This window comes from Ruegeria sp. SAZA006 (assembly GCF_059613465.1).
Genome location: NZ_JBXWSO010000004.1, coordinates 21,548 through 40,378 on the forward strand (window position 1 = coordinate 21,548; position 18,831 = coordinate 40,378).

The following is an 18,831-nucleotide window of genomic DNA, read 5'->3' on the forward strand; positions in this document are numbered from 1 at the left end:
AAGTCTTCGTCTTTTTTGGATTTTTGCGCCAGAGGCGGCAGCGTAGGTTACACATGGGCCACCTCCATCCCATGCGCGCCGCCCATCATCAGACCGATCTCTTCGACGGTCAGGCCAGTTGTGGGACGCGGAGCGCTGAGGCGCCCTTCGTTCAAGGCGGCGAAACTGTCGGAAATCTCCATCAGCTCATCTAGATCCTGGCTGATGCAGACCACCGCCGTTCCCTTGGCCGCAAGGTCCAGAATGGCCTGACGGATCGCAGCGGCTGCGGCGGCGTCGACGCCCCAGGTCGGCTGGTTCACGACCAGAACTTCGGGGTTTTGCAGGACTTCCCGGCCGATGACGAATTTCTGCAGGTTGCCGCCCGACAGCGACCGCGCGGCGTTTTCCGGCCCCGGGGTCCGCACGTCGAATGCCTGAATGATCTTCTCCGCAAAAATGCGGGTGTCCGCCCATTTCAAAAAACCGTTCTTCTCCAAAGACTCGCGCACCGAGCCGGTCAGCAGAGCGTTTTCCGTCAGGCTCATGTCCGGCGCCGCGGCATGTCCCAACCGCTCTTCCGGGGCCGTCAGCACACCCAGTCTGCGCCGGGCCGTCGGACCCAGTTTGCCAATCGGCTGGCCGTTGAAGCGGATCGCATCCGCGTCCGTCAGAATTTCGCCGGACAAAACGCCCAGCAGTTCGTCCTGACCGTTACCAGCCACGCCGCCGATGCCAAGGACTTCGCCCTTGCGGACGGTCAGGTGCACGTTCTTCAGCGCGGTCCCGAATTCGGAAGGGGACGGAACCGAAAGCCCGGTAACATCCAGTGCTACGGGTCCGAACTCTCGCCCGGACCGTTCAGGGGTCTGAAGGGCTGATCCCACCATCATTTCGGCCATGTCGCGGGCGGATGTTTCGCTGGGTGTGCACTCACCCACGTTCTTGCCCAGCCGTAGAATGGTGGCGTGGTCGCACAGCGTGCGGATTTCCTCCAGCTTGTGCGAGATGTACAGGATCGAGGTTCCCTCCGACCGCAGCTTTTTCAGTGTTTCGAACAGGATATCTACCTCCTGCGGGGTCAGGACCGAGGTCGGTTCGTCCATGATCAGCAGCTTTGGGTCCTGCAGCAGGCAGCGGATGATCTCGACCCGCTGGCGTTCACCGGCGGACAGGTCACCAACCCGACGATACGGATCCAGTGGCAGGCCATAGGTCTCCGAGACCTCGCGAATGCGCGAAGCCAGATCACCCATCGGCGGCGGGCTTTCCATGCCAAGGGCGATGTTTTCGGCCACGTTCAGCGCGTCAAACAGCGAAAAATGTTGGAACACCATGGCAATGCCGTCGGCACGGGCCGCGCGCGGCTCGGCCGGCGCATAGGGTTGGCCGCGCAACAGCATCGTGCCGCTGTCCGGCTTGACCAGCCCGTAGATCATCTTCACCAGCGTGGATTTTCCCGCGCCGTTTTCGCCCAGCAGGGCGTGAACTTCGCCCTCACCGATGTCAAAGGACACTTGGTCGTTGGCCACGACGCCGGGATAGGCCTTGGTCAGCTCCTGCAAGCTCAGTAGTGGAGTGGTCACGCGCTCTGGTCCTTCTTCAAGTCGTTCTGTCGGGCGGGGCGCAGGATTTGCGCTGCCACACCAACTGCGATCATCTGCGGGTGCTTGCCCAACGATGGGTCACCGATCGGGCAGGTGATCCGGGCGATCTGAGCCGGTGAATGACCCAGCGCAGCCAGGCGCGAGCGGAATCGCGCCCATTTCGTAGCCGAGCCGATCAGCCCGGCAAAGTGAAAACCGTGCGTCAATAGCCGGTTGCACAGTTCCAGATCCAGATTGTGTGAATAAGTCAGCACCAAGTGCTCGGCTTGAACCGGTGCGTGGTGCACGAGGTCGGCCGGGTTCGCTGCCGGAACCACGGTTACACCTGCTGGGATGCCAGCTGGAAACCGATCGGCGGCGGTGTCTACCCAAGTGATGGCAAGATCGGGGAGAGGCGACAGCACATCCACCAGCGCCCGTCCGACATGACCGGCCCCCCAGATCCACAATCGGCGGGTCGGTGTGTGCACCGGTTCGATCATCCAGCTGTCAAGCAATTGCGGTTCAGGCGCGATACCCTGTGCGCGTGCGGTTGCCAGCAGCCGCTTGACCGACAATGGCATGTCGCCACCGGCAGTCGAGCGAGCGATGACGGTGTCGTCCAAGGCCTCGACGGACTTCAGGTCATAGACCTCGCTCAGCAGCGTTACGGCACCGCCGCAGCATTGCCCGAGGTCGGGACCCAGCGCATGGCGGGACAGGCGGGTTGGGCTTTGCTGAACCCGGGCGGCCTCAGCCGCCTGATACTCCAGCGTGCCGCCCCCGATCGTGCCGGATTGCCCGCCCTTCCAGACCAGCATCGCGGCGCCGACCTCGCGCGGGGACGAGCCTCGGATTGCGGCAATGACCACGCGGGTCACCTTGCCATGCGTTTTGACCGCCTCCCTCAAAGTCTCCCGGTCAAATCCCATCAGGTGCCTCCACGCATGCGTTGAACGGCGGTCCAGACCTCTTCGGCGGTGGCTGGGGCATTGATCGCCGGATACCCGTCACCGCAGGCCGCAACCGCGTTCGACAGCGCCAACCAGGCCGAGATGCCCAGCATGAAGGGCGGCTCGCCCACCGCTTTTGAGCGATAGATCGTGTCCTCGCGGTTCCGGCAGTCCCAAAGTGCGACATTGAAGATGTCGGGGCGGTCCGAACAGGCAGGAATCTTGTAGGTCGATGGCGCATGGGTGCGCAGCCGGCCCTTGTCGTCCCAGACCAGTTCCTCGGTCGTCAGCCAGCCCGCACCTTGCACATAGCCGCCCTCGACCTGCCCGATATCCAGCGCAGGGTTCAGCGAAGCACCCGCATCATGCAGGATATCCGTCCGAAGGATGCGGTTCTCGCCGGTCAGAGTGTCCACGGCGACTTCGGTCACCGAAGCTCCATAGGCGAAGTAGAAGAACGGGCGCCCGCGTCCGGCAATCCGGTCCCACTCGATCTTGGGGGTCTTGTAGAACCCGGTTGCCGACAGGCTGACGCGCCCCTGATAGGCCAGCGCTGCCGCCTCGGCAAAGCTGTAGCTTTCCTCGCCCACGCTGACCCGGCCATCGGCAAAGACGACCGCCGTTGGATCGGTCTGATGCCGCTCGGCCAGATAGGCGGCCATCCGGTCGCGGATCGTGTCGCATGCGGCCTTGACCGCCATCCCGTTCAGATCGCTGCCGGACGAGGCCGCCGTGGCCGAGGTGTTCGGCACTTTGGCGGTATCGGTCGCGGTGATCTTCACCATCTCCAGCGGAATGCCGAACCGCGCGGCCGCCACCTGTGCCACTTTCTGAAACAGGCCCTGGCCCATCTCGGTGCCGCCATGGTTCAGATGGACCGAGCCGTCCTGGTAGACATGCACCAGCGCCCCGGCCTGGTTCAGATGGGTGAGCGTGAAGGAAATCCCGAACTTGACCGGTGAAAAGGCGATGCCCTTCTTGATCACGCGGTTCTGGGCATTCCACTTCTCGATCGCCGCCTTGCGGGCTGCGTAATCGCAGGACTCCAGCAAGGCTTCGGTCATGGAATGCAATTCGAAATCGGTGACTTCCATGCCATAGGGGGTGGTGTTCCCACCCGCGGGAACAGGGCGCACCACCGAGCGGCCGGTTTCGACCGCGCCGCGGCTGGTCAGATCCTCGTTCGGATCCGGGTGGCCCAGCGGCTTGTCCCGCACTGGTTCTTCAACGCCTGCGTGCGCCGGTTCATAGTAGTTCCGCCGCCGCAGCTCGACCGGGTCCAGACCCAGTACATGCGCGGCGTGATCCATCACCCGTTCGATGCCCACCATTCCCTGCGGCCCGCCAAAGCCGCGATAGGCGGTGGCCGATTGTGTGTTGGTCTTCAGCCGATGGCTCTCGATCCGCGCATTGGGCAGAAGGTACGCATTGTCGGAATGCAGCATCGCTCGGTCGGCGACCGGCAGCGACAGGTCCTGCGCCCAGCCGCAGATGGCGTAGTGCAGGAAGGAAACGCCCTGAATGTGGCCGTTTTCGTCGAAGCCGGCCTTGTAGCTGATGCGGAAGGCGTGGCGCTTGCCGGTGATGGTCATGTCATCATCGCGGTCATAGCGCATCTTGCAGGCTCGACCGGTTGCCCGTGCCGCAACTGCGCAGGCCACAGCCAGCGCGTTGCCCTGGCTTTCCTTGCCACCGAACCCGCCGCCCATCCGCCGGGTTTCGACCCGCACCGCGTGCATGGGAACGCCCAAAGCATCAGCTACCTTGTGTTGAATCTCGGTCGGGTGCTGGGTCGAGGAATGCACCAGCATGTCGCTGCCTTCGTTCGGCACCGCCAACGCGGCCTGACCTTCCAGGTAGAAATGCTCCTGCCCGCCGATCTCGAACGTGCCTTCGACCACATGCGCCGCCTGCGCGATGGCGGCTTCCGCATCACCTTTGGCATAGATGCGGGGGCCGTCCTCGAACCGGCTGTCTGCGGCCAAAGCCTCTTCGATCGTCAGGATCGGCGTTTCCTCGGCATAGTCGATCCTACCCAACCGCGCGGCTTTGCGCGCCGCCAGATGGCTGGTGGCGACAACCAGAAACACGGGCTGGCCCACATAGTTCACCGTCCCATCCGCCAGCAGCGGCTCGTCATGGATCGAGGGCGAGACGTCATTGGCAAAGGGCAGGTCCTCGGCCGTCATCACCATCACGACTCCCGGGGCCGCACGGACATCTGACAGGTCCATCGCCGTGATCCGGCCCTTGGCGATCGGGCTCAGGCCGAACGCCAGATGCATCGTGCCCTTCGGCGTCGGAATGTCGTCAACATAACGGGCGGTTCCCGACACATGCAGGGGTGCCGCGTCATGGGGCAGGGGCTTGGTCACGCTCATGCCGAAACCTCCAGCACATTGGTCAGTTCGCCCTGATCTTCTAGGAAATAGCGTTCGAGCATGGCCTTTGCGGCCTCCAGCCGGTAGCGGGCCGAGGCACGCATGTCGCTCATCGGGGAATAGTCCTCGGCAAAGGCCGGCAAGGCGCTTTGAACCGTTTCCGCCGTCCACGGGCGACCGGTCAGCGCGGCCTCAACCTGTGTCGCGCGTTTCGGCACACCGGCCATTCCGCCAAAGGCGATCCGGGCTTGCGAGACGACGCCGTCCGAAACGGTGATGTTAAAACAGCCGCAGACGGCCGAGATATCCTGATCGAACCGTTTGCTCAGCTTGTAGCATTTCAGCCGATCGGGTTGGCGCATAAAGCTGACCGCTTCCACGAACTCGCCGGGCGCGCGATCCTGCTTGCCGTAATCAACAAAGAAATCCTCCAGCGGGATCGCCCGCCTCTCGTCGCCCTTGCGCAGGTGCAATGTGGCCCCCAGCGCGATCAGTGCGGGCGGATTGTCTCCAATGGGAGAGCCGTTGGCGATGTTGCCGCCCACCGTAGCCGCGTGGCGCACTTGAACGCTGGCATAGCGCCGGATCATCTCGGCATAGGACGGATGCAGATCGGCCATCGCCGCGCCCATGCGGTTCATGTCCACCATCGCGCCGATGCGCACTTCGTCTTCGGTGACCGAGATCTCTTTCAGATCATCGCATCCGCCCAGAAATATCACCGGGTCCAGGTTCCGCAGTTGCTTGGTGACCCAGAGGCCGACATCGGTGGCACCCGCGATCAAAGTTGCACCAGGATGTGCGGTGTAGACTTTGGCCAGTTCGTCTGATGACTTCGGCAGAAGGGGCGAGGCCGGCTTGGCCGCAACCGGCTTGTCCTTGACCCAGACCGGCACCGGCTGGTCTTCGACGGCCTTTGCCGCGCGGATGATCGGCGCATAGCCGGTGCAGCGGCACAGGTTGCCGGCCAGTTGCGTGTCGTGATCGGTCGCGCCATTTGCATGGCTCGCCACCATCGACATCACGAAACCGGGTGTGCAGAATCCACATTGCGAGCCATGAAGATCCACCATCGCCTGCTGGACGGGATGGGGCTCGCCGTCGGGCCCGCTCGCCCCCTCGACCGTGCGCACAGCCTTGCCGTGCAGTTGAGGCAGAAAAAGAATGCAGGAATTCAGCGCCTTGGCACCGGCCTCATCCGTAACCATGACGGTGCAGGCCCCGCAATCGCCCTCGTTGCAGCCTTCCTTGGTGCCGGTCAGGCCGCGATCCTCGCGCAGCCAATCCAGCAATGTGGCCGTCGGATCGACATCCGTCAGCTCCACTGTCTCTCCGTTCAGAAGAAACGTGATATTCATTCTTGAAACCCGTCGCCTTACCCGGTTGCGCCCATGGGTGCTCCTGTCTCGATGCGACGTAGAGAAAGAAGCGGGCTTGTAGCTTGCCTGAAGATGTTAGAAACAGCCTGTGCGCGCTGGCAAGAAAAACTGCCTGCCGAATGTACCATTCCCGGTCCCATGCCTTGATATGCACCACGTCATTATTATCTAGGCATCTGAATTGAAAGAGATTTTGGTGAAACGCCGGCGGCGTCGGCTGAAGCACCTTCTGGAATCTCCGAATAATGCGCGGCTATTTTTTCAGCAATCACCCTTAACTGTTCCGGCTTTTTCCCGGGTCGCGAGTGCGATAGCCTGCCTCGTATGAGCAGTACTCCTCGATTCATCCACCTCCGAGTTCACACCGAATATTCCCTTCTTGAGGGGGCGGTGCGACTGAAAAAACTGCCAACGCTGTGCGAGCAGATGGACATGCCCGCAGTTGCGGTGACGGACACCAACAATATGTTCGCGGCGCTGGAATTTTCGGTTACCGCAAGCGGTGCGGGTGTGCAGCCGATCATGGGCTGCCAGGTTGATCTGGCGTATATTCAGGCGCAGCCGGGGGAAAAACCCAAGCCCCCTGCGCCGATTGTACTGCTGGCACAATCTGAGACGGGGTACGAGCATCTGATGAAGCTCAGCTCGTGCCTGTATGTGGACAAGGGCGGGCAGTTGCCGCAGGTCACGCTTGAGGAGTTAGCTGCGCATTCCGATGGGCTGATCTGCTTGACCGGCGGACCGGACGGCCCCGTTGGCCGCCTGTTGCAGCAGGGCCAGCGTCCGGCGGCCGAGCTGCTGGTCGATCGGTTGGCCGCGATGTTCCCCGATCGCCTTTATATCGAACTGCAACGTCATCCCGGCGAAGATGGCCAGCCCGAGGCCGAGCGCATGACCGAGCGCGGCCATGTGGAAATGGCCTATGCCAAGAACCTGCCTCTGGTGGCCACGAATGACGTCTATTTCCCAACCTCAGATATGTATGAGGCGCATGATGCGCTGATCTGCATTGCCGAGGGTGCCTATGTCGACCAGCAAGAGGGCCGCCGCCGCCTGACCGCGCAGCATTACTTCAAATCGCCGCAGGAAATGGTCACGCTCTTTGCCGATCTGCCCGAGGCGATCGAAAATACGGTCGAGATTGCCAGACGTTGCGCCTTCATGGCCTACAAGCGGGATCCGATCCTGCCGAAATTCGCCGATGACGAGGTCGAGGAGCTACGCCGCCAGGCCAACGAAGGTCTGCAGGCCCGACTGGCGGTGATCCCGCACGCTGTCCCACCCGAGGAATACCAGAAGCGTCTGGATTTCGAATTGGACATCATCGAGGGCATGGGGTTCCCCGGTTACTTCCTGATCGTTGCGGATTTCATCAAATGGGCTAAGGATCACGACATCCCCGTCGGTCCGGGCCGTGGCTCGGGCGCGGGCTCGCTGGTGGCCTATGCGCTGACGATTACCGACCTTGATCCGCTGCGCTACAGCCTGCTGTTCGAACGCTTCCTGAATCCCGAACGGGTGTCGATGCCCGACTTTGACATCGACTTCTGCATGGACCGCCGCGAAGAGGTGATCCGGTATGTTCAGCAGAAATACGGCCGCGACAAGGTTGGCCAGATCATCACCTTCGGCGCGCTCTTGTCCAAGGCTGCGGTGCGCGACATCGGGCGGGTGCTGCAGATGCCCTACGGCCAGGTGGACCGCCTGTCCAAGATGATCCCGGTCGAAGGCGTCAAGCCGGTGTCGATCGAGAAGGCCCTGAAAGACGAACCGCGCCTGCGCGAAGAGGCCCGCAACGAAGAGGTGGTCGACCGCCTTCTGACTTACGGCCAGCAGGTCGAGGGGCTGCTGCGCAATGCTTCGACCCACGCCGCCGGTGTGGTGATCGGCGACCGGCCGCTGGACGAGCTGGTACCGCTCTATCAGGACCCCCGCTCGGACATGCCTGCCACCCAGTTCAACATGAAGTGGGTGGAACAGGCCGGTCTGGTGAAATTCGACTTTCTAGGCCTCAAGACTCTGACGGTCATCCAGAACGCCATGGACCTGATCTTCAAGTCCGGCCGGCCATTGCACGTGGCGGCCGACGGTCGGCAGCTTTATGAGCCGGCCGAGGGGGCCGAGAACCAGATCAATGCCATTCCGCTGGATGACCCGGCCACTTACAAGCTTTATTCCGCGGCCAAGACCGTGGCGGTGTTCCAGGTTGAAAGCTCGGGCATGATGGATGCGCTCAAGCGCATGAAACCCACCTGCATCGAGGACATCGTGGCGCTTGTCGCGCTCTACCGCCCCGGCCCGATGGAGAACATCCCGACCTATTGCGAGGTCAAGAATGGCCAGCGCAAGATCACTTCGGTCCACCCGCTGATCGACCACATTCTGGAAGAAACGCAAGGCATCATCGTCTACCAGGAGCAGGTGATGCAGATCGCGCAGGTCATGGCGGGCTACAGCCTCGGCGGCGCCGACCTGCTGCGCCGCGCGATGGGTAAAAAAATCAAAGAGGCGATGGACGCCGAGCGCCCGAAATTCGAGGCCGGGGCAGCCGCGAACGGGGTAGATGCCAAGAAGGCGTCCGAGGTGTTCGACCTGCTGGAGAAATTCGCCAACTACGGCTTCAACAAATCTCACGCGGCGGCCTACGCGGTGGTCAGCTATCAGACCGGCTGGCTGAAGGCGAACCACCCGGTCGAATTCATGGCCGGTGTCATGAACTGCGATATCCATCTGACCGACAAGCTGGCGATCTATTTCGAAGAGGTCCGCAAGGGTTTGGAACTGCCCTATGTGCCGCCTTGCATAAACCGGTCGCAGGCGACGTTTGATGTGGTGGATGGCAAACTGGTCTATGCGCTGGGCGCGCTCAAGAACGTGGGCGTCGAGGCGATGAACCTCGTGGTGCAGGGCAGGGGCGACAAGCCTTTCGTCAACCTCTTTGACTTTGCCCGCCGGGTCGATCTGAAGAAGGTCGGCAAACGGCCGCTGGAGATGCTGGCCCGTGCGGGGGCCTTTGACGAGCTGGACAAGAACCGCCGCCGGGTCTTCGAAAGCCTGGAACAGCTGGTGCAGTATTCCGCCGCGATCCACGAACAGAAGAACTCGAACCAGGTGTCGCTGTTCGGCGAGGCGGGCGACGATCTGCCCGAACCGCGCCTGTCGAAATCGCCCGACTGGCTGCCCGCCGAACGGCTGAGCGAAGAATTCAAGGCGATCGGCTTCTACCTGTCCGGCCACCCGCTGGACGACTACATGCCGGCCCTGAAACGCAAGCAGGTGATGACGCTGGACGAGGTTACCGAAAAGGCACGCTCGGGTCCGTTGATCGCCAAGATGGCCGGTGTGGTCGCCGGGCGACAGGAGCGGAAATCGGCCAAGGGCAACCGGTTCGCCTTTGCACAGCTGTCCGACCCGACGGGGGCGTACGAGGTGACGCTGTTCTCGGAAACCCTCGAGAAATCACGCGAATACCTGGAAACCGGCGCGCAGGTCGTGCTGACGGCCGAAGCCACGATGGAGGCCGACCAGCTGAAGCTGCTGGCGCGCTCGGTCGGGCCGGCGGATTCAGTCGTGGCCGAGGCCGGCGCGACCGGGCTTCGTATCTTTTTGGATCAATCACAGGCGCTGTCGACGGTCGCGAGCGTTCTCGCGAATGCTGCGGGAGCGGCCAAAAACGCCTCGAAAGGGCCGATCCATTTGTGTCTGCTGGATCCAGGCTTGCCGGGAGAGGTCGAAATGGATCTGGGGCAGGAATTCCCGATCAATCCCCAAATCAAGGGTGCCATCAAATCACTGGATGGGGTCTTGTCCGTCGAAGAGGTCTAGGGTGGCGGTCCCGCCCAACCCTAGTAGTCACGCTCGAAGAAAATCCCGATGCCGGTATCGCCGCGCCCATCTATGGTGCCGCGCACCGTCACGCTGTCGCTGACGTCCAGGTTCAGGTTCACCTCGGTGTCGCCTTCGGTGTTCACGGTGAAATCGGTGTACAGGTTGTCGCTCAGATAAGCGCCGGCGCCCAGACGCCCGCCGCCGCCCTCGGTCGCGCCGACGTCGACGGTATCTACGCCCGTGGCGTCCCGAACGCCCTTGGTGGCATCGCCACCGGCACCGCTCAGCTGGGCCAGCGACGCGGCCATCTGGGCAATGACAAACGGGGACAGTTCGGAAAAGCGGTTGCCGAACAGCAGCATGGCCAGCGCCTCTTCGGCGGGGCGTTCGGGGTCCGAGAACACATCGACTGTCGGAGAATCCAGCGGGCCCGCGATTTCCAACGTCGCGGTTCCATCCGACGTGCTGGCCGAGGATTCGAACTCGATATACGGCGTCAGGTCGCCCTGCAGGCTGACCACGCCCTTGGTCAGCGCCAGCCTCCGGCCAAGGATGTCCAGATTGCCGCGGATCAGTTCGATCTGGCCCGATGGGATGACGGATTTGGTGGTGCCCTTGATGAAGATAGCACCGCCCAATTCAGCATTCACACCGCGGCCCCGCACGAAAACCGCCTTGGGGGCCAACAGGCTGATGTCGAGAGAGATGCGAGAGTCCGATTGCGACGTTTCCTCTTTTTCAACCAGCTGCGCCCGTTCCCGAGTGACGTAGCTTGCATTGCTTTCGTTCACGTGTTCGATCTTCGGGATCGGCGCGGCCCCAACCGCACCGGATGCCGCGGCCAGGTTGATGTTGGTCTCGCCAAACGTGATCTGCCCGACCAGCGAACTGTTCCCTGCCAAGGCGCCCGTCATTGCGATCTGGCCGTTCAACGTGGTCTCGTACAGAAGATTGTCGGTCAGGACGAGGTTGTTGATTGCAGTTGTGATCTGCGCGTTGAACGGCGGTGTCAGGTCGACCGGGCCACTGACTGTAAATCCGCCTCCGGCGCGCATGCCGCCGCGCATCGAAATCGTTGCGCGGCTGTTGGCAAGGTCTACAGTTCCGCCGATATCGGTGATGGTCTGCCCAACGCTGGGGATCGCCATCGACGTCCCTGAGGTGGTGATCTGACCACTCACCGACTCCAGCGCCGGCTTGCCCTTCAACGCCAGGTCGAACCGGGCCGATCCGTCGATCTTGTTGGGCGTTATGAAGATGTTTGCAATACCCAAATTGACGCCGCCCTGTGCAGAAATGTCGGCATTGCCCGAGGCTTCGTCATAGGTTCCTTTGACTGCACTACTGATTTCGGCCGGTCCGGCGGCATTGGCATCAATGGTCCACACGCCGTTCTGGCGCGTTGCATTGCCTTTCGCCGTCAAGCTGCCCGGAAACTCGGGCGCAAAACGTTCGACCCGATCGAACTTGGCGTCAAAGTCTAGGTCGGCCGAGCCATCCGTATTCACGCTGCCTACAAGATTGGCGTAGGACGTCTCCGGGCCGGTCACTCTGACCGTGCCCTCGACTCCGCTGGATGTGGGGGCCACATTCCCGTTCACCTTCAGCGGTCCCGTCAGGGTCTGTGAAACCCGGGCGAGGTCGTCCAACGCGGCGGAGAAGCTCAGCCCGCCGCTTTCGCGGCTCAAGATGCCGGATGCGTTGGCGGACAAGGCTGTCCCTGCAAGCCGGAAGTTTCGGATGTTCAACCCTTCATCGCCGTTCGATGCGTCGACTGTCAGCGTCGTCTGTCCGGGGATCAGCGTATCCACCGCTTCGATTCCGGTCAGAATGTCCTTTGCGTTGATTTTGCCCTGCACGTCGAAGACTTTGCTGCCACGGGCCCCTCGACCGGTCACATCCGCTGTGACCGCGCCCGCCAACGTACGGCCTGCCAGTCCGGAAAAGACGGACAGGTCGGGGGCATCGACCTGCGCCTGACCGTCAAAAGCCAGGTTTCCGGTCGGATCGTCGATGGTTGCCGCGACTTGGGCATTCAGCGCGGCTGCGTCAACGGTTGCTTTTCGAATTTCGATCCGGTCACCGGTGCGGGCCCCGTCGAAGTTCAGGACAACGCGCCCGGTCACAAGCGGATCCACCTGATCCAGCCCGGTTTGCAGTTCTGTAGTCGTCACCTGCGCAGTGCCATCAAACTCAAGGGTCTGCACGGTGCCCTTGCCATCCACCTGGGCCTGAACGGCCCCCGCAAGATCGCGCTTGGCGAGGCCGGAGAATACTGAGAGGTCCGAGGCATTCACGCGGGCCTGGCCGTCGATGGTCAAATTGCCGTTCGGAGTGGTGACAGCGCCATCCGCCTGTGCGTTCAATGTTTCGCCGTCGATGGTGAAAGCGCGGATCAGGATGCCGTTTGCATCCCGCTTGGCGTCCAGCGTGATGTCCGTCTCGCCCGCGATGATGGGGTCGATGTCGCCCCGACCAGTGGACAGGTTTTGTCCGGAAACGGCCAGCTTGCCGTCAAAACTGCCCTCCAACGGCGAGCCCGCCCCCTCGACCCGGATCGACGCCCGGCCGCCCAGATCCAATTTGGCGACCTCAGAGAAACGAGACAGATCTGACGCCTCCACCGTTGCCGATCCGTCAATTTTCAGACCGCTTTCCAGCCCGCTGACGACCGCATCGGCGGTCGCTGAATAGTCGGTTCCCCCAAGTTCGAAACCCGAGAGTCGGAGCGATTTGTCCCGTCCGTATTCGAACTGACCATCAAGGGTGACGCGATCGCCCACCGCTGTGTTCAGGGCAGGGTCAGCCAAGTCCAAACCATCCAGAGAGGCTTGAAGATCCCCGGTCAGGTCCAGACCGCCGATCTGAGTCAGGGTGCCCTGTGCGGTCAACCGCGTGTGCGCAATCTGGACTTGGGGTGTGACAACATTCTCGGTCGTCAGGCTCAGGTCCCAATGATTGCCGTTTTCGTGGTCGAACAGGGCAGAGAGCTGTGCGGCCTTGACGGATGTGTCTCCTCCACCGAATGGCAGGACGACGTCGTCCCCGGCCGGCGGCGAGATCCGTGCCTGGACGGCTGCCAGTTGCAGCGCCCCGCCCGTTCCAAGGCTGAGCTGCGCTTCCAGTTTCAAAGCTTCGGACGTGATGTCCGCCTCGGTAATCTCCAGCGCACCTTCGGCTCCGGTACGGCCATCGACATACAGGCGTGTATCCGTACCGAAGAAGGTATCCATGTTGGCGGCCAGAAATGGGGTCAGGTCGCCGCCCAGGTCGGCGGTAAAGGCAATGCCTTCGTCTGCCGCCCCTTCGGTCTTCTCGATCCCGCGCAGGCGCACCTGGCCCGAGACACGGTCGACATTGTCACTGCTCAGCCCGATATCCGCCGTGAAATCGGTGATCGGACCGGACCCTTTGGCCGTCAGGCCGATGGGTGGGCTGTCCGGAATATTCAATGCGGTCGAAATCAGCCCACCTGACGCCTCGGAGATGGTCAGGTCCAGGTCGATTTGCCGGCTTTCGTTCTGGAAACCGGCCACAAGATTTATCTGATCGCCGGCCCGGTCCAACCGATTGATGTCCAGCTTGGTGTCCAGCGCGCCATCGGCCAGATTCAAGTTTCCGTCCACCGAAAGGTCTGCCGCAACGCCGATCAGCGGTTCGCCCAGAGACAATTCGTCGACGCGCAGTTCACCGATCTCGATCGCCACGGGCAGTTCGGGCAGTTGAAAGGGTTTGGTCTCGGCGGTGGCGGCCGGTTCGTCCGTGGTGGTCTTGCCGGGTGCGCGTGCGATGTCGATTTCTTCGGCGGTCAGGGCGTTCACGGAAAACCGGCCGCGGATCAGCGCCAGCCGGTTCCAATCCAGTTCGGCATTCTTGATGGTCAGCCAGACACCTTCGTCGTCGGCCACCGTGATCTCCTGGATGCGTGCGCGAGAGCTCAGCGCGCCCTCCAGCCCGATGACCCGGATATTGCGGTTGTCCCCGGATAGCGTGTTTTGCAGGAAATCGGTCAGCAGACCGCCGCTCTCTTCCTCTTGCGCGGCCACGGGACCCGAAAGGGCAAAGGTGGTTGCCCCGACTGCCAGAGGATATGAAAGGTAACGCCTCAAAATGCTTGCCCGATCCCGATATAGAACTGCAGCCCGTTGCCCGTGTCACCTTGCACAGGCACCGCCAGGTCCAGCCTCAGCGGGCCGAAGCCGCCCAGATCATACCGAACGCCAAGGCCCGCGCCCGCGTGGTACTCGGCGCCGCTGCCGATGAACGAGGACGTGTCCACGATACCGTAGTCGTAAAACCCAACAAGAGACAGCTTTTCAGTGACCTTGCCGCGCACCTCGCCCGACAGGCCAAGAAAGGACTTGCCCCCGGCAATGCCCGTGCCGACGGGGACACCAAGGCTTTCATAGGGCTGACCGCGAACGGTGCCCGCGCCGCCGGAGAAGAACAGGAAATCCGGTGTGACACCATCCGCCGGGGGTCCGAGAATCGATCCAAGTTGCACCCGCCCGGCCAGCACGATCCGACCGCCGGTGCCCAGGCTGGTATAGGCGCGACCGTCGAAAAACAGGCGCAGCCCGGTATCCGTGCCCGAGATGCCGACAAAGGGCATGAACTGGCTGTCCAGGTAATACCCGCGGGTGGCGCTGACCTTGCTGTCGCGTTTGTCCCACTCGGACCGGAACGGAATGATGAAATATCGGAACTTGCGGCCGTCACCATAGGCGTCGTCAGCGTTCGAGATGGAGAAGCCCACAGCCGCCTCGGCATACAACTCGTCCGAGAACGTCCGCCGCGCACCATAGGTCAGCGAGGCAACCGACACGCTGTAGTTGTCGGTGTTTCGGCGCTCGAGCAGCGCGCTCCAGAAGGTATTGTCGTCCGGGCCCAGTCGGTCGGGTTGATCCAGACGCAGACCCAACCGCCCGTCGATATCCTCTGACCCGCCGATATTCCGGATGGCGGCCTCAAAACGCAGCCGTTGAGCGCGGCGGAACACGTTGCGGTGGGTCCAGGTGGCGGTCAGGTCTAGACCATCGCGCGAGGCCAGTTCGACCCCGAACGTCAGGCGGCGTTTGGGCAAGTCCTCGAAAGTGGCGTCGAAATCCAGCGTGCCGTCCGGGTTCGGCGTGTCCCGTTCCTGGATCGAGACGGTGCTGAACGTACCGGTCCGCCGCAGCCGTGTGCCGACTTTCTGCAGCTTTTCCGGCGAGTAGACCTCGCCCGAGGGGAAGCCGGCGATTTTTTCGATCGAGCTGTGGCGGACATCGGTGCCGCCTTCGATATACATCTTGCCGAACTTCAGGCGCGGTCCTTGGTCCAGGTCGATCCGGGCGTCCAACTGTGCCTGTGCGTGCCGGGCGATGATCTGTTGATCGCGCAGCTTGGCTTTGGCGTGGCCCGCGTCCTTCCAGGCCTGAATCCCGGCCGAAGTCGCCTGTTGAATGGCGCCGGTCGTGGCCAGCTTGCCGGAGGCAAACTCTTCGGGCAATTCGGTATCGGGGGCCAAAGGCTGAACGACTGCGGTTCCGAAATTGTACGCTTTGCCGGGGCGAATGGTGATCGTTGCCCGGTTAATCTGTGCAGGAACGCTCAGCGAGCTGAGATCTGCCGCTTCCTTTCCGTCCAGTTTGATGCTGACCGACGGGCCGAAATATCCGGCATCATAGAGGATTTGCACGATCGTTCGGTAATCCGACAATGCGGCGGACAGAACTTCAAGCGGCGTGTCCAGACCCCGGTTGTCGGCAGTCATGACCGAGGACGTTTCCTCAATCTGCTTTTTTATGTCGTCCGACAAACCTGGCGCTGCAAGTGATGTTTCCAGTGCCATCGCACAGGTCGGGGCGAGGGCAAAAAACACACCCGCGCACCAGTTCTTCAGACCGCCCCTACGTCTGCTCGCCTGCATCAAATGGCTCCACCTGTCCCGGGCCGCATTGATTTGCGCCGCTTGTCTTGGCGCCGCGATCCCTTGGAAAACAGTTAGACCATCTCAAACCGCTCAGGCAAAGAAATAAACGCGGATTTCCCAGTTCCCAGGCGAAGTTGTGGAAAAGCTGCCGCTACAGGCCCGCGTTTCGGAACCAGCGGATAATGGCTTCGCGGTCTTCGGGTTCCATATAGGTGATGTTGGCCGGCGGCATCGCGTGGCTGACGCCAGCCTGCAGATAGATTCGCTCGGCATTGCGGGCGATGTCACCTTCGGTTTCCAGAAGAACACCCTTGGGGGCCCAGAGGATTCCGTCCCAGACGGGCTCGCGCGCGTGGCACATCGAACAGCGCCCCAGCACGACGTCATGGGCTTCTTCAAAGCCGCTGGCCTGCACAAAGCGCTCCTCGAACTGGGTCAGGGGCTGCGCCTCGGCCTCTTCCAGCGGTTTGTACATCGGCGCAGTGGACAGCCACATGATGGCGATGAACAGCAGGGCCGTCACAAGCCAGGTCCAGGTCGGGTTGCCGGCCCGGGCGTGGCGTGTGTTGAAATAGTGCCGGATGGTGACGCCCATCAGGAACACCAGCGCCGCGATGATCCAGTTGTATTCGGTCGCAAAAGCCAGCGGGTAATGGTTCGACAGCATCAGGAAGACCACCGGCAAAGTCAGATAGTTGTTGTGGGTCGAGCGCAGCTTGGCGATCTTGCCGTATTTCGGGTCCGGGGTGCGGCCATTTTTCAGGTCATCCACCACGATCCGTTGGTTGGGCATGATGATGAAAAACACATTGGCCGTCATGATCGTGGCGGTGAAGGCGCCCAGATGCAGCATCATCGCGCGGCCGGTGAAGATCTGGTTGTATCCCCAGCCCATCGCCACCAGCAGAACGAACAGCAGCAGCATCAACAGGGTCGGACGCTCACCCAGACCCGATTTGCACAGGAAATCATAGATCAGCCAGCCCACGGTCAGCGATGCCGCCGAGATCAGGATGCCCTGCCACAGCGCCAGATCGGCCTTCTGTGCGTCGATCAGATACAGCTCGCCGCCCACCCAGTAGACGATCATCAGCAGTGCCGCGCCGCTGAGCCAGGTTGCATAGCTTTCCCATTTGAACCAGGTCAGGTGGTCGGGCATCCGCTCGGGCGCCACGAGGTATTTCTGGATATGGTAGAAGCCGCCGCCATGCACCTGCCATTCCTCGCCATCAGCAGGACCGGGGATGTCGCGGTTCAGGCCAAGATCCAGCGCGATGAAATAGAACGACGATCCGATCCAGGCGATTGCCGTGATGACATGCAGCCACCGCACCGCAAATGCCATCCAGTCCCAGAACACGGCGAATTCATACATGCAAAGCTCTCCGATTGCTTGCCGACACACTAGGCAAACGGGGTTTTCTTCGGTATTCCCGTATATTGTCAAACTGTATCAAAAAAAACGAAAAGATGTCCTATCTCGACAATATCCGTACCTTTGTCCGGGTCTATGATCTTGGCAGCATGTCCGCGGCCGGACGCGATCTGCGAATCTCGCCAGCGGTGACTTCGGCGCGGATTTCCCAGCTCGAAGATCATTTGGGTGTGCGATTGTTCCAGCGTACCACCCGAAACCTCAGCCCGACCGAGCAGGGCCGGGCGTTCTACCCCGGTGCGGTTGCGGTTCTCGATGCCGTGAACGAGGCCGAGGCGCAGGTCGTGCACCTGACCGAAGCGCCCCGGGGGTCGCTTTTTGTAGCGGCTCCACTGGGGGTCGGGCGACGGCTGTTGGCCCCTCAAGTGCCTGAATTTCTTGCCGACTACCCCGAGATTGACGTGCGGCTGCGTCTGACGGACAGGTCTGTTGATCTCACGACCGAAGGGCTGGATCTGGCGTTCTTCATCGGTCAACCCGAAGACAGCACATTGCGAATCCGCAAAATCGCGGATTGCCAGCGCGTCTTGTGTGCTGCGCCAGACTATGTTGCGCGCCGGGGCATGCCCCGGACCGGGGCGGACCTGATCTCGGACCGGCACGAATGCCTGAACCTGCGATTCCCCGGTGCAACCGAGTTCCAATGGCTGCTGCAGACAGCCGAAGGATCGAAACGGTTTGCGGTGTCCGGGCGGTTCGAGTGCGACGACGGCGATGTTCTGACGGATTGGGCGCTCGCCGGGCAGGGGATCGCGATGAAACCCGTTTTTGAAGTGGCCGAGCATCTCAAGGCCGGGCGATTGGTGCCCGTTGCCGTCGACACGCCACCGGTTTCGGTCCAGATGGCGTGTCTCTACACGCATCGGCGTCATCAGGACCCCAAGGCGCGCCTGTTCATGGATTTCATGATCTCGCGGATCGGCGACGTGGTGCGGACGTCGCAGGTCTGAGGGGTCAGCTGCCCCGGTAGGTCGAATACCCGAATGGCGACAGTAAAAGCGGCACGTGGTAATGCGCCTCGGGGTCGGACATGCCAAACCGGATCGGTATTTGATCAAGGAAAAGAGGGTCTTCAATGGCTTGCCCGGAGGCACGTAGGTAGTCCCCCGCAAAGAAGATCAACTCGTAGATACCGGTCTTGAAAGTCTTTTCCGGCAGGATGGGACTGTCGGTGCGCCCGTCCGCGTTGGTTTCCATCTCAACCAGTTTCCGGTGCGAATTGCCGGACACCCGGTACAATGCGATTTTCAGCCCGTCGGCCGGACATCCGCGCGCCGTGTCCAGAACGTGGGTCGTCAGATAACCTGCCACGAGTTGCTCCTGCTGTTGTCTGCACGTTTCGTGTTTGGATGCCATTTTAGGCAATCCGGTTTGCA

Annotated in this window: 10 protein-coding genes; 2 read left to right on the forward strand and 8 right to left on the reverse strand. The window is 61.9% G+C overall.

The features are described 5' to 3' along the window. Nucleotides 1–47: 47 nt before the first annotated feature. Genes AC2FNZ_RS02800 through xdhA form a run of 4 tightly spaced genes read right to left on the reverse strand, consistent with a single transcriptional unit; the run spans nucleotide 48 to nucleotide 6,257 of the window. Entirely contained in the window at nucleotides 48–1,565 is a 1,518-nt protein-coding gene (locus tag AC2FNZ_RS02800; RefSeq protein WP_496839471.1) for an ABC transporter ATP-binding protein, read from the reverse strand. Next, complete coding sequence (gene xdhC, locus AC2FNZ_RS02805; RefSeq protein WP_496839472.1) at nucleotides 1,562–2,497, reverse strand: xanthine dehydrogenase accessory protein XdhC; 936 nt, start codon at nucleotides 2,495–2,497, stop codon at nucleotides 1,562–1,564. The genes AC2FNZ_RS02800 and xdhC overlap by 4 nt, the downstream gene beginning before the upstream one ends. Beyond that, a complete protein-coding gene (gene xdhB, locus AC2FNZ_RS02810) occupies nucleotides 2,497–4,899 on the reverse strand; it encodes a xanthine dehydrogenase molybdopterin binding subunit (RefSeq protein WP_496839473.1) in 2,403 nt (800 codons plus the stop codon). Before xdhB ends, xdhC begins: the two co-directional genes overlap by 1 nt. Next, the gene (xdhA, locus tag AC2FNZ_RS02815; protein ID WP_496839474.1) at nucleotides 4,896–6,257 is read right to left on the reverse strand and encodes a xanthine dehydrogenase small subunit; all 1,362 of its coding nucleotides are present in this window, start codon (nucleotides 6,255–6,257) and stop codon (nucleotides 4,896–4,898) included. Before xdhA ends, xdhB begins: the two co-directional genes overlap by 4 nt. Nucleotides 6,258–6,602: 345 nt before the next feature. On the opposite strand from xdhA, the gene dnaE reads away from it, so the two are divergent. Then, complete coding sequence (dnaE, locus tag AC2FNZ_RS02820) at nucleotides 6,603–10,103, forward strand: DNA polymerase III subunit alpha (RefSeq protein ID WP_496839475.1); 3,501 nt, start codon at nucleotides 6,603–6,605, stop codon at nucleotides 10,101–10,103. Nucleotides 10,104–10,123: 20 nt separating this feature from the next. Here the strand turns inward: dnaE and AC2FNZ_RS02825 are convergent, their stop codons facing one another. The 3 genes from AC2FNZ_RS02825 to AC2FNZ_RS02835 all read right to left on the reverse strand — a co-directional run bounded on the left by AC2FNZ_RS02825 (nucleotide 10,124) and on the right by AC2FNZ_RS02835 (nucleotide 17,395). Further along, the gene (locus tag AC2FNZ_RS02825; RefSeq protein ID WP_496839476.1) at nucleotides 10,124–14,215 is read right to left on the reverse strand and encodes a translocation/assembly module TamB domain-containing protein; all 4,092 of its coding nucleotides are present in this window, start codon (nucleotides 14,213–14,215) and stop codon (nucleotides 10,124–10,126) included. Then, nucleotides 14,212–15,939 (reverse strand): autotransporter assembly complex protein TamA, encoded by a 1,728-nt coding sequence (locus AC2FNZ_RS02830; protein ID WP_496839477.1) that lies wholly within the window; start codon nucleotides 15,937–15,939, stop codon nucleotides 14,212–14,214. Before AC2FNZ_RS02830 ends, AC2FNZ_RS02825 begins: the two co-directional genes overlap by 4 nt. A gap of 232 nt (nucleotides 15,940–16,171) precedes the next feature. After that, nucleotides 16,172–17,395 carry a urate hydroxylase PuuD gene (locus AC2FNZ_RS02835; protein ID WP_496839479.1) on the reverse strand — a complete coding sequence of 408 codons (1,224 nt, stop codon included), beginning with the start codon at nucleotides 17,393–17,395 and terminating at the stop codon, nucleotides 16,172–16,174. A gap of 95 nt (nucleotides 17,396–17,490) precedes the next feature. Here AC2FNZ_RS02835 and AC2FNZ_RS02840 point away from each other — a divergent pair, with 95 nt between their 5' ends. Beyond that, nucleotides 17,491–18,405 (forward strand): LysR family transcriptional regulator, encoded by a 915-nt coding sequence (locus AC2FNZ_RS02840; RefSeq protein ID WP_496839481.1) that lies wholly within the window; start codon nucleotides 17,491–17,493, stop codon nucleotides 18,403–18,405. 4 nt (nucleotides 18,406–18,409) lie between these two features. Here AC2FNZ_RS02840 and uraH read toward each other — a convergent pair whose 3' ends face one another. Further along, nucleotides 18,410–18,766, reverse strand: coding sequence for a hydroxyisourate hydrolase (gene uraH / locus AC2FNZ_RS02845; RefSeq protein ID WP_496839482.1), 357 nt, complete (start codon nucleotides 18,764–18,766; stop codon nucleotides 18,410–18,412). Nucleotides 18,767–18,831 lie beyond the last annotated feature (65 nt).

Coding starts and splice junctions, on each gene's coding strand:
- dnaE (WP_496839475.1), top strand. CDS start 6,603: ATGAGCAGTACTCCTCGATTCATCCACCTCCGAGTTCACACCGAATAT.
- xdhA (WP_496839474.1), bottom strand. CDS start 6,257: ATGAATATCACGTTTCTTCTGAACGGAGAGACAGTGGAGCTGACGGAT.
- xdhB (WP_496839473.1), bottom strand. CDS start 4,899: ATGAGCGTGACCAAGCCCCTGCCCCATGACGCGGCACCCCTGCATGTG.
- AC2FNZ_RS02840 (WP_496839481.1), top strand. CDS start 17,491: ATGTCCTATCTCGACAATATCCGTACCTTTGTCCGGGTCTATGATCTT.
- AC2FNZ_RS02830 (WP_496839477.1), bottom strand. CDS start 15,939: ATGGCACTGGAAACATCACTTGCAGCGCCAGGTTTGTCGGACGACATA.
- AC2FNZ_RS02835 (WP_496839479.1), bottom strand. CDS start 17,395: ATGTATGAATTCGCCGTGTTCTGGGACTGGATGGCATTTGCGGTGCGG.
- xdhC (WP_496839472.1), bottom strand. CDS start 2,497: ATGGGATTTGACCGGGAGACTTTGAGGGAGGCGGTCAAAACGCATGGC.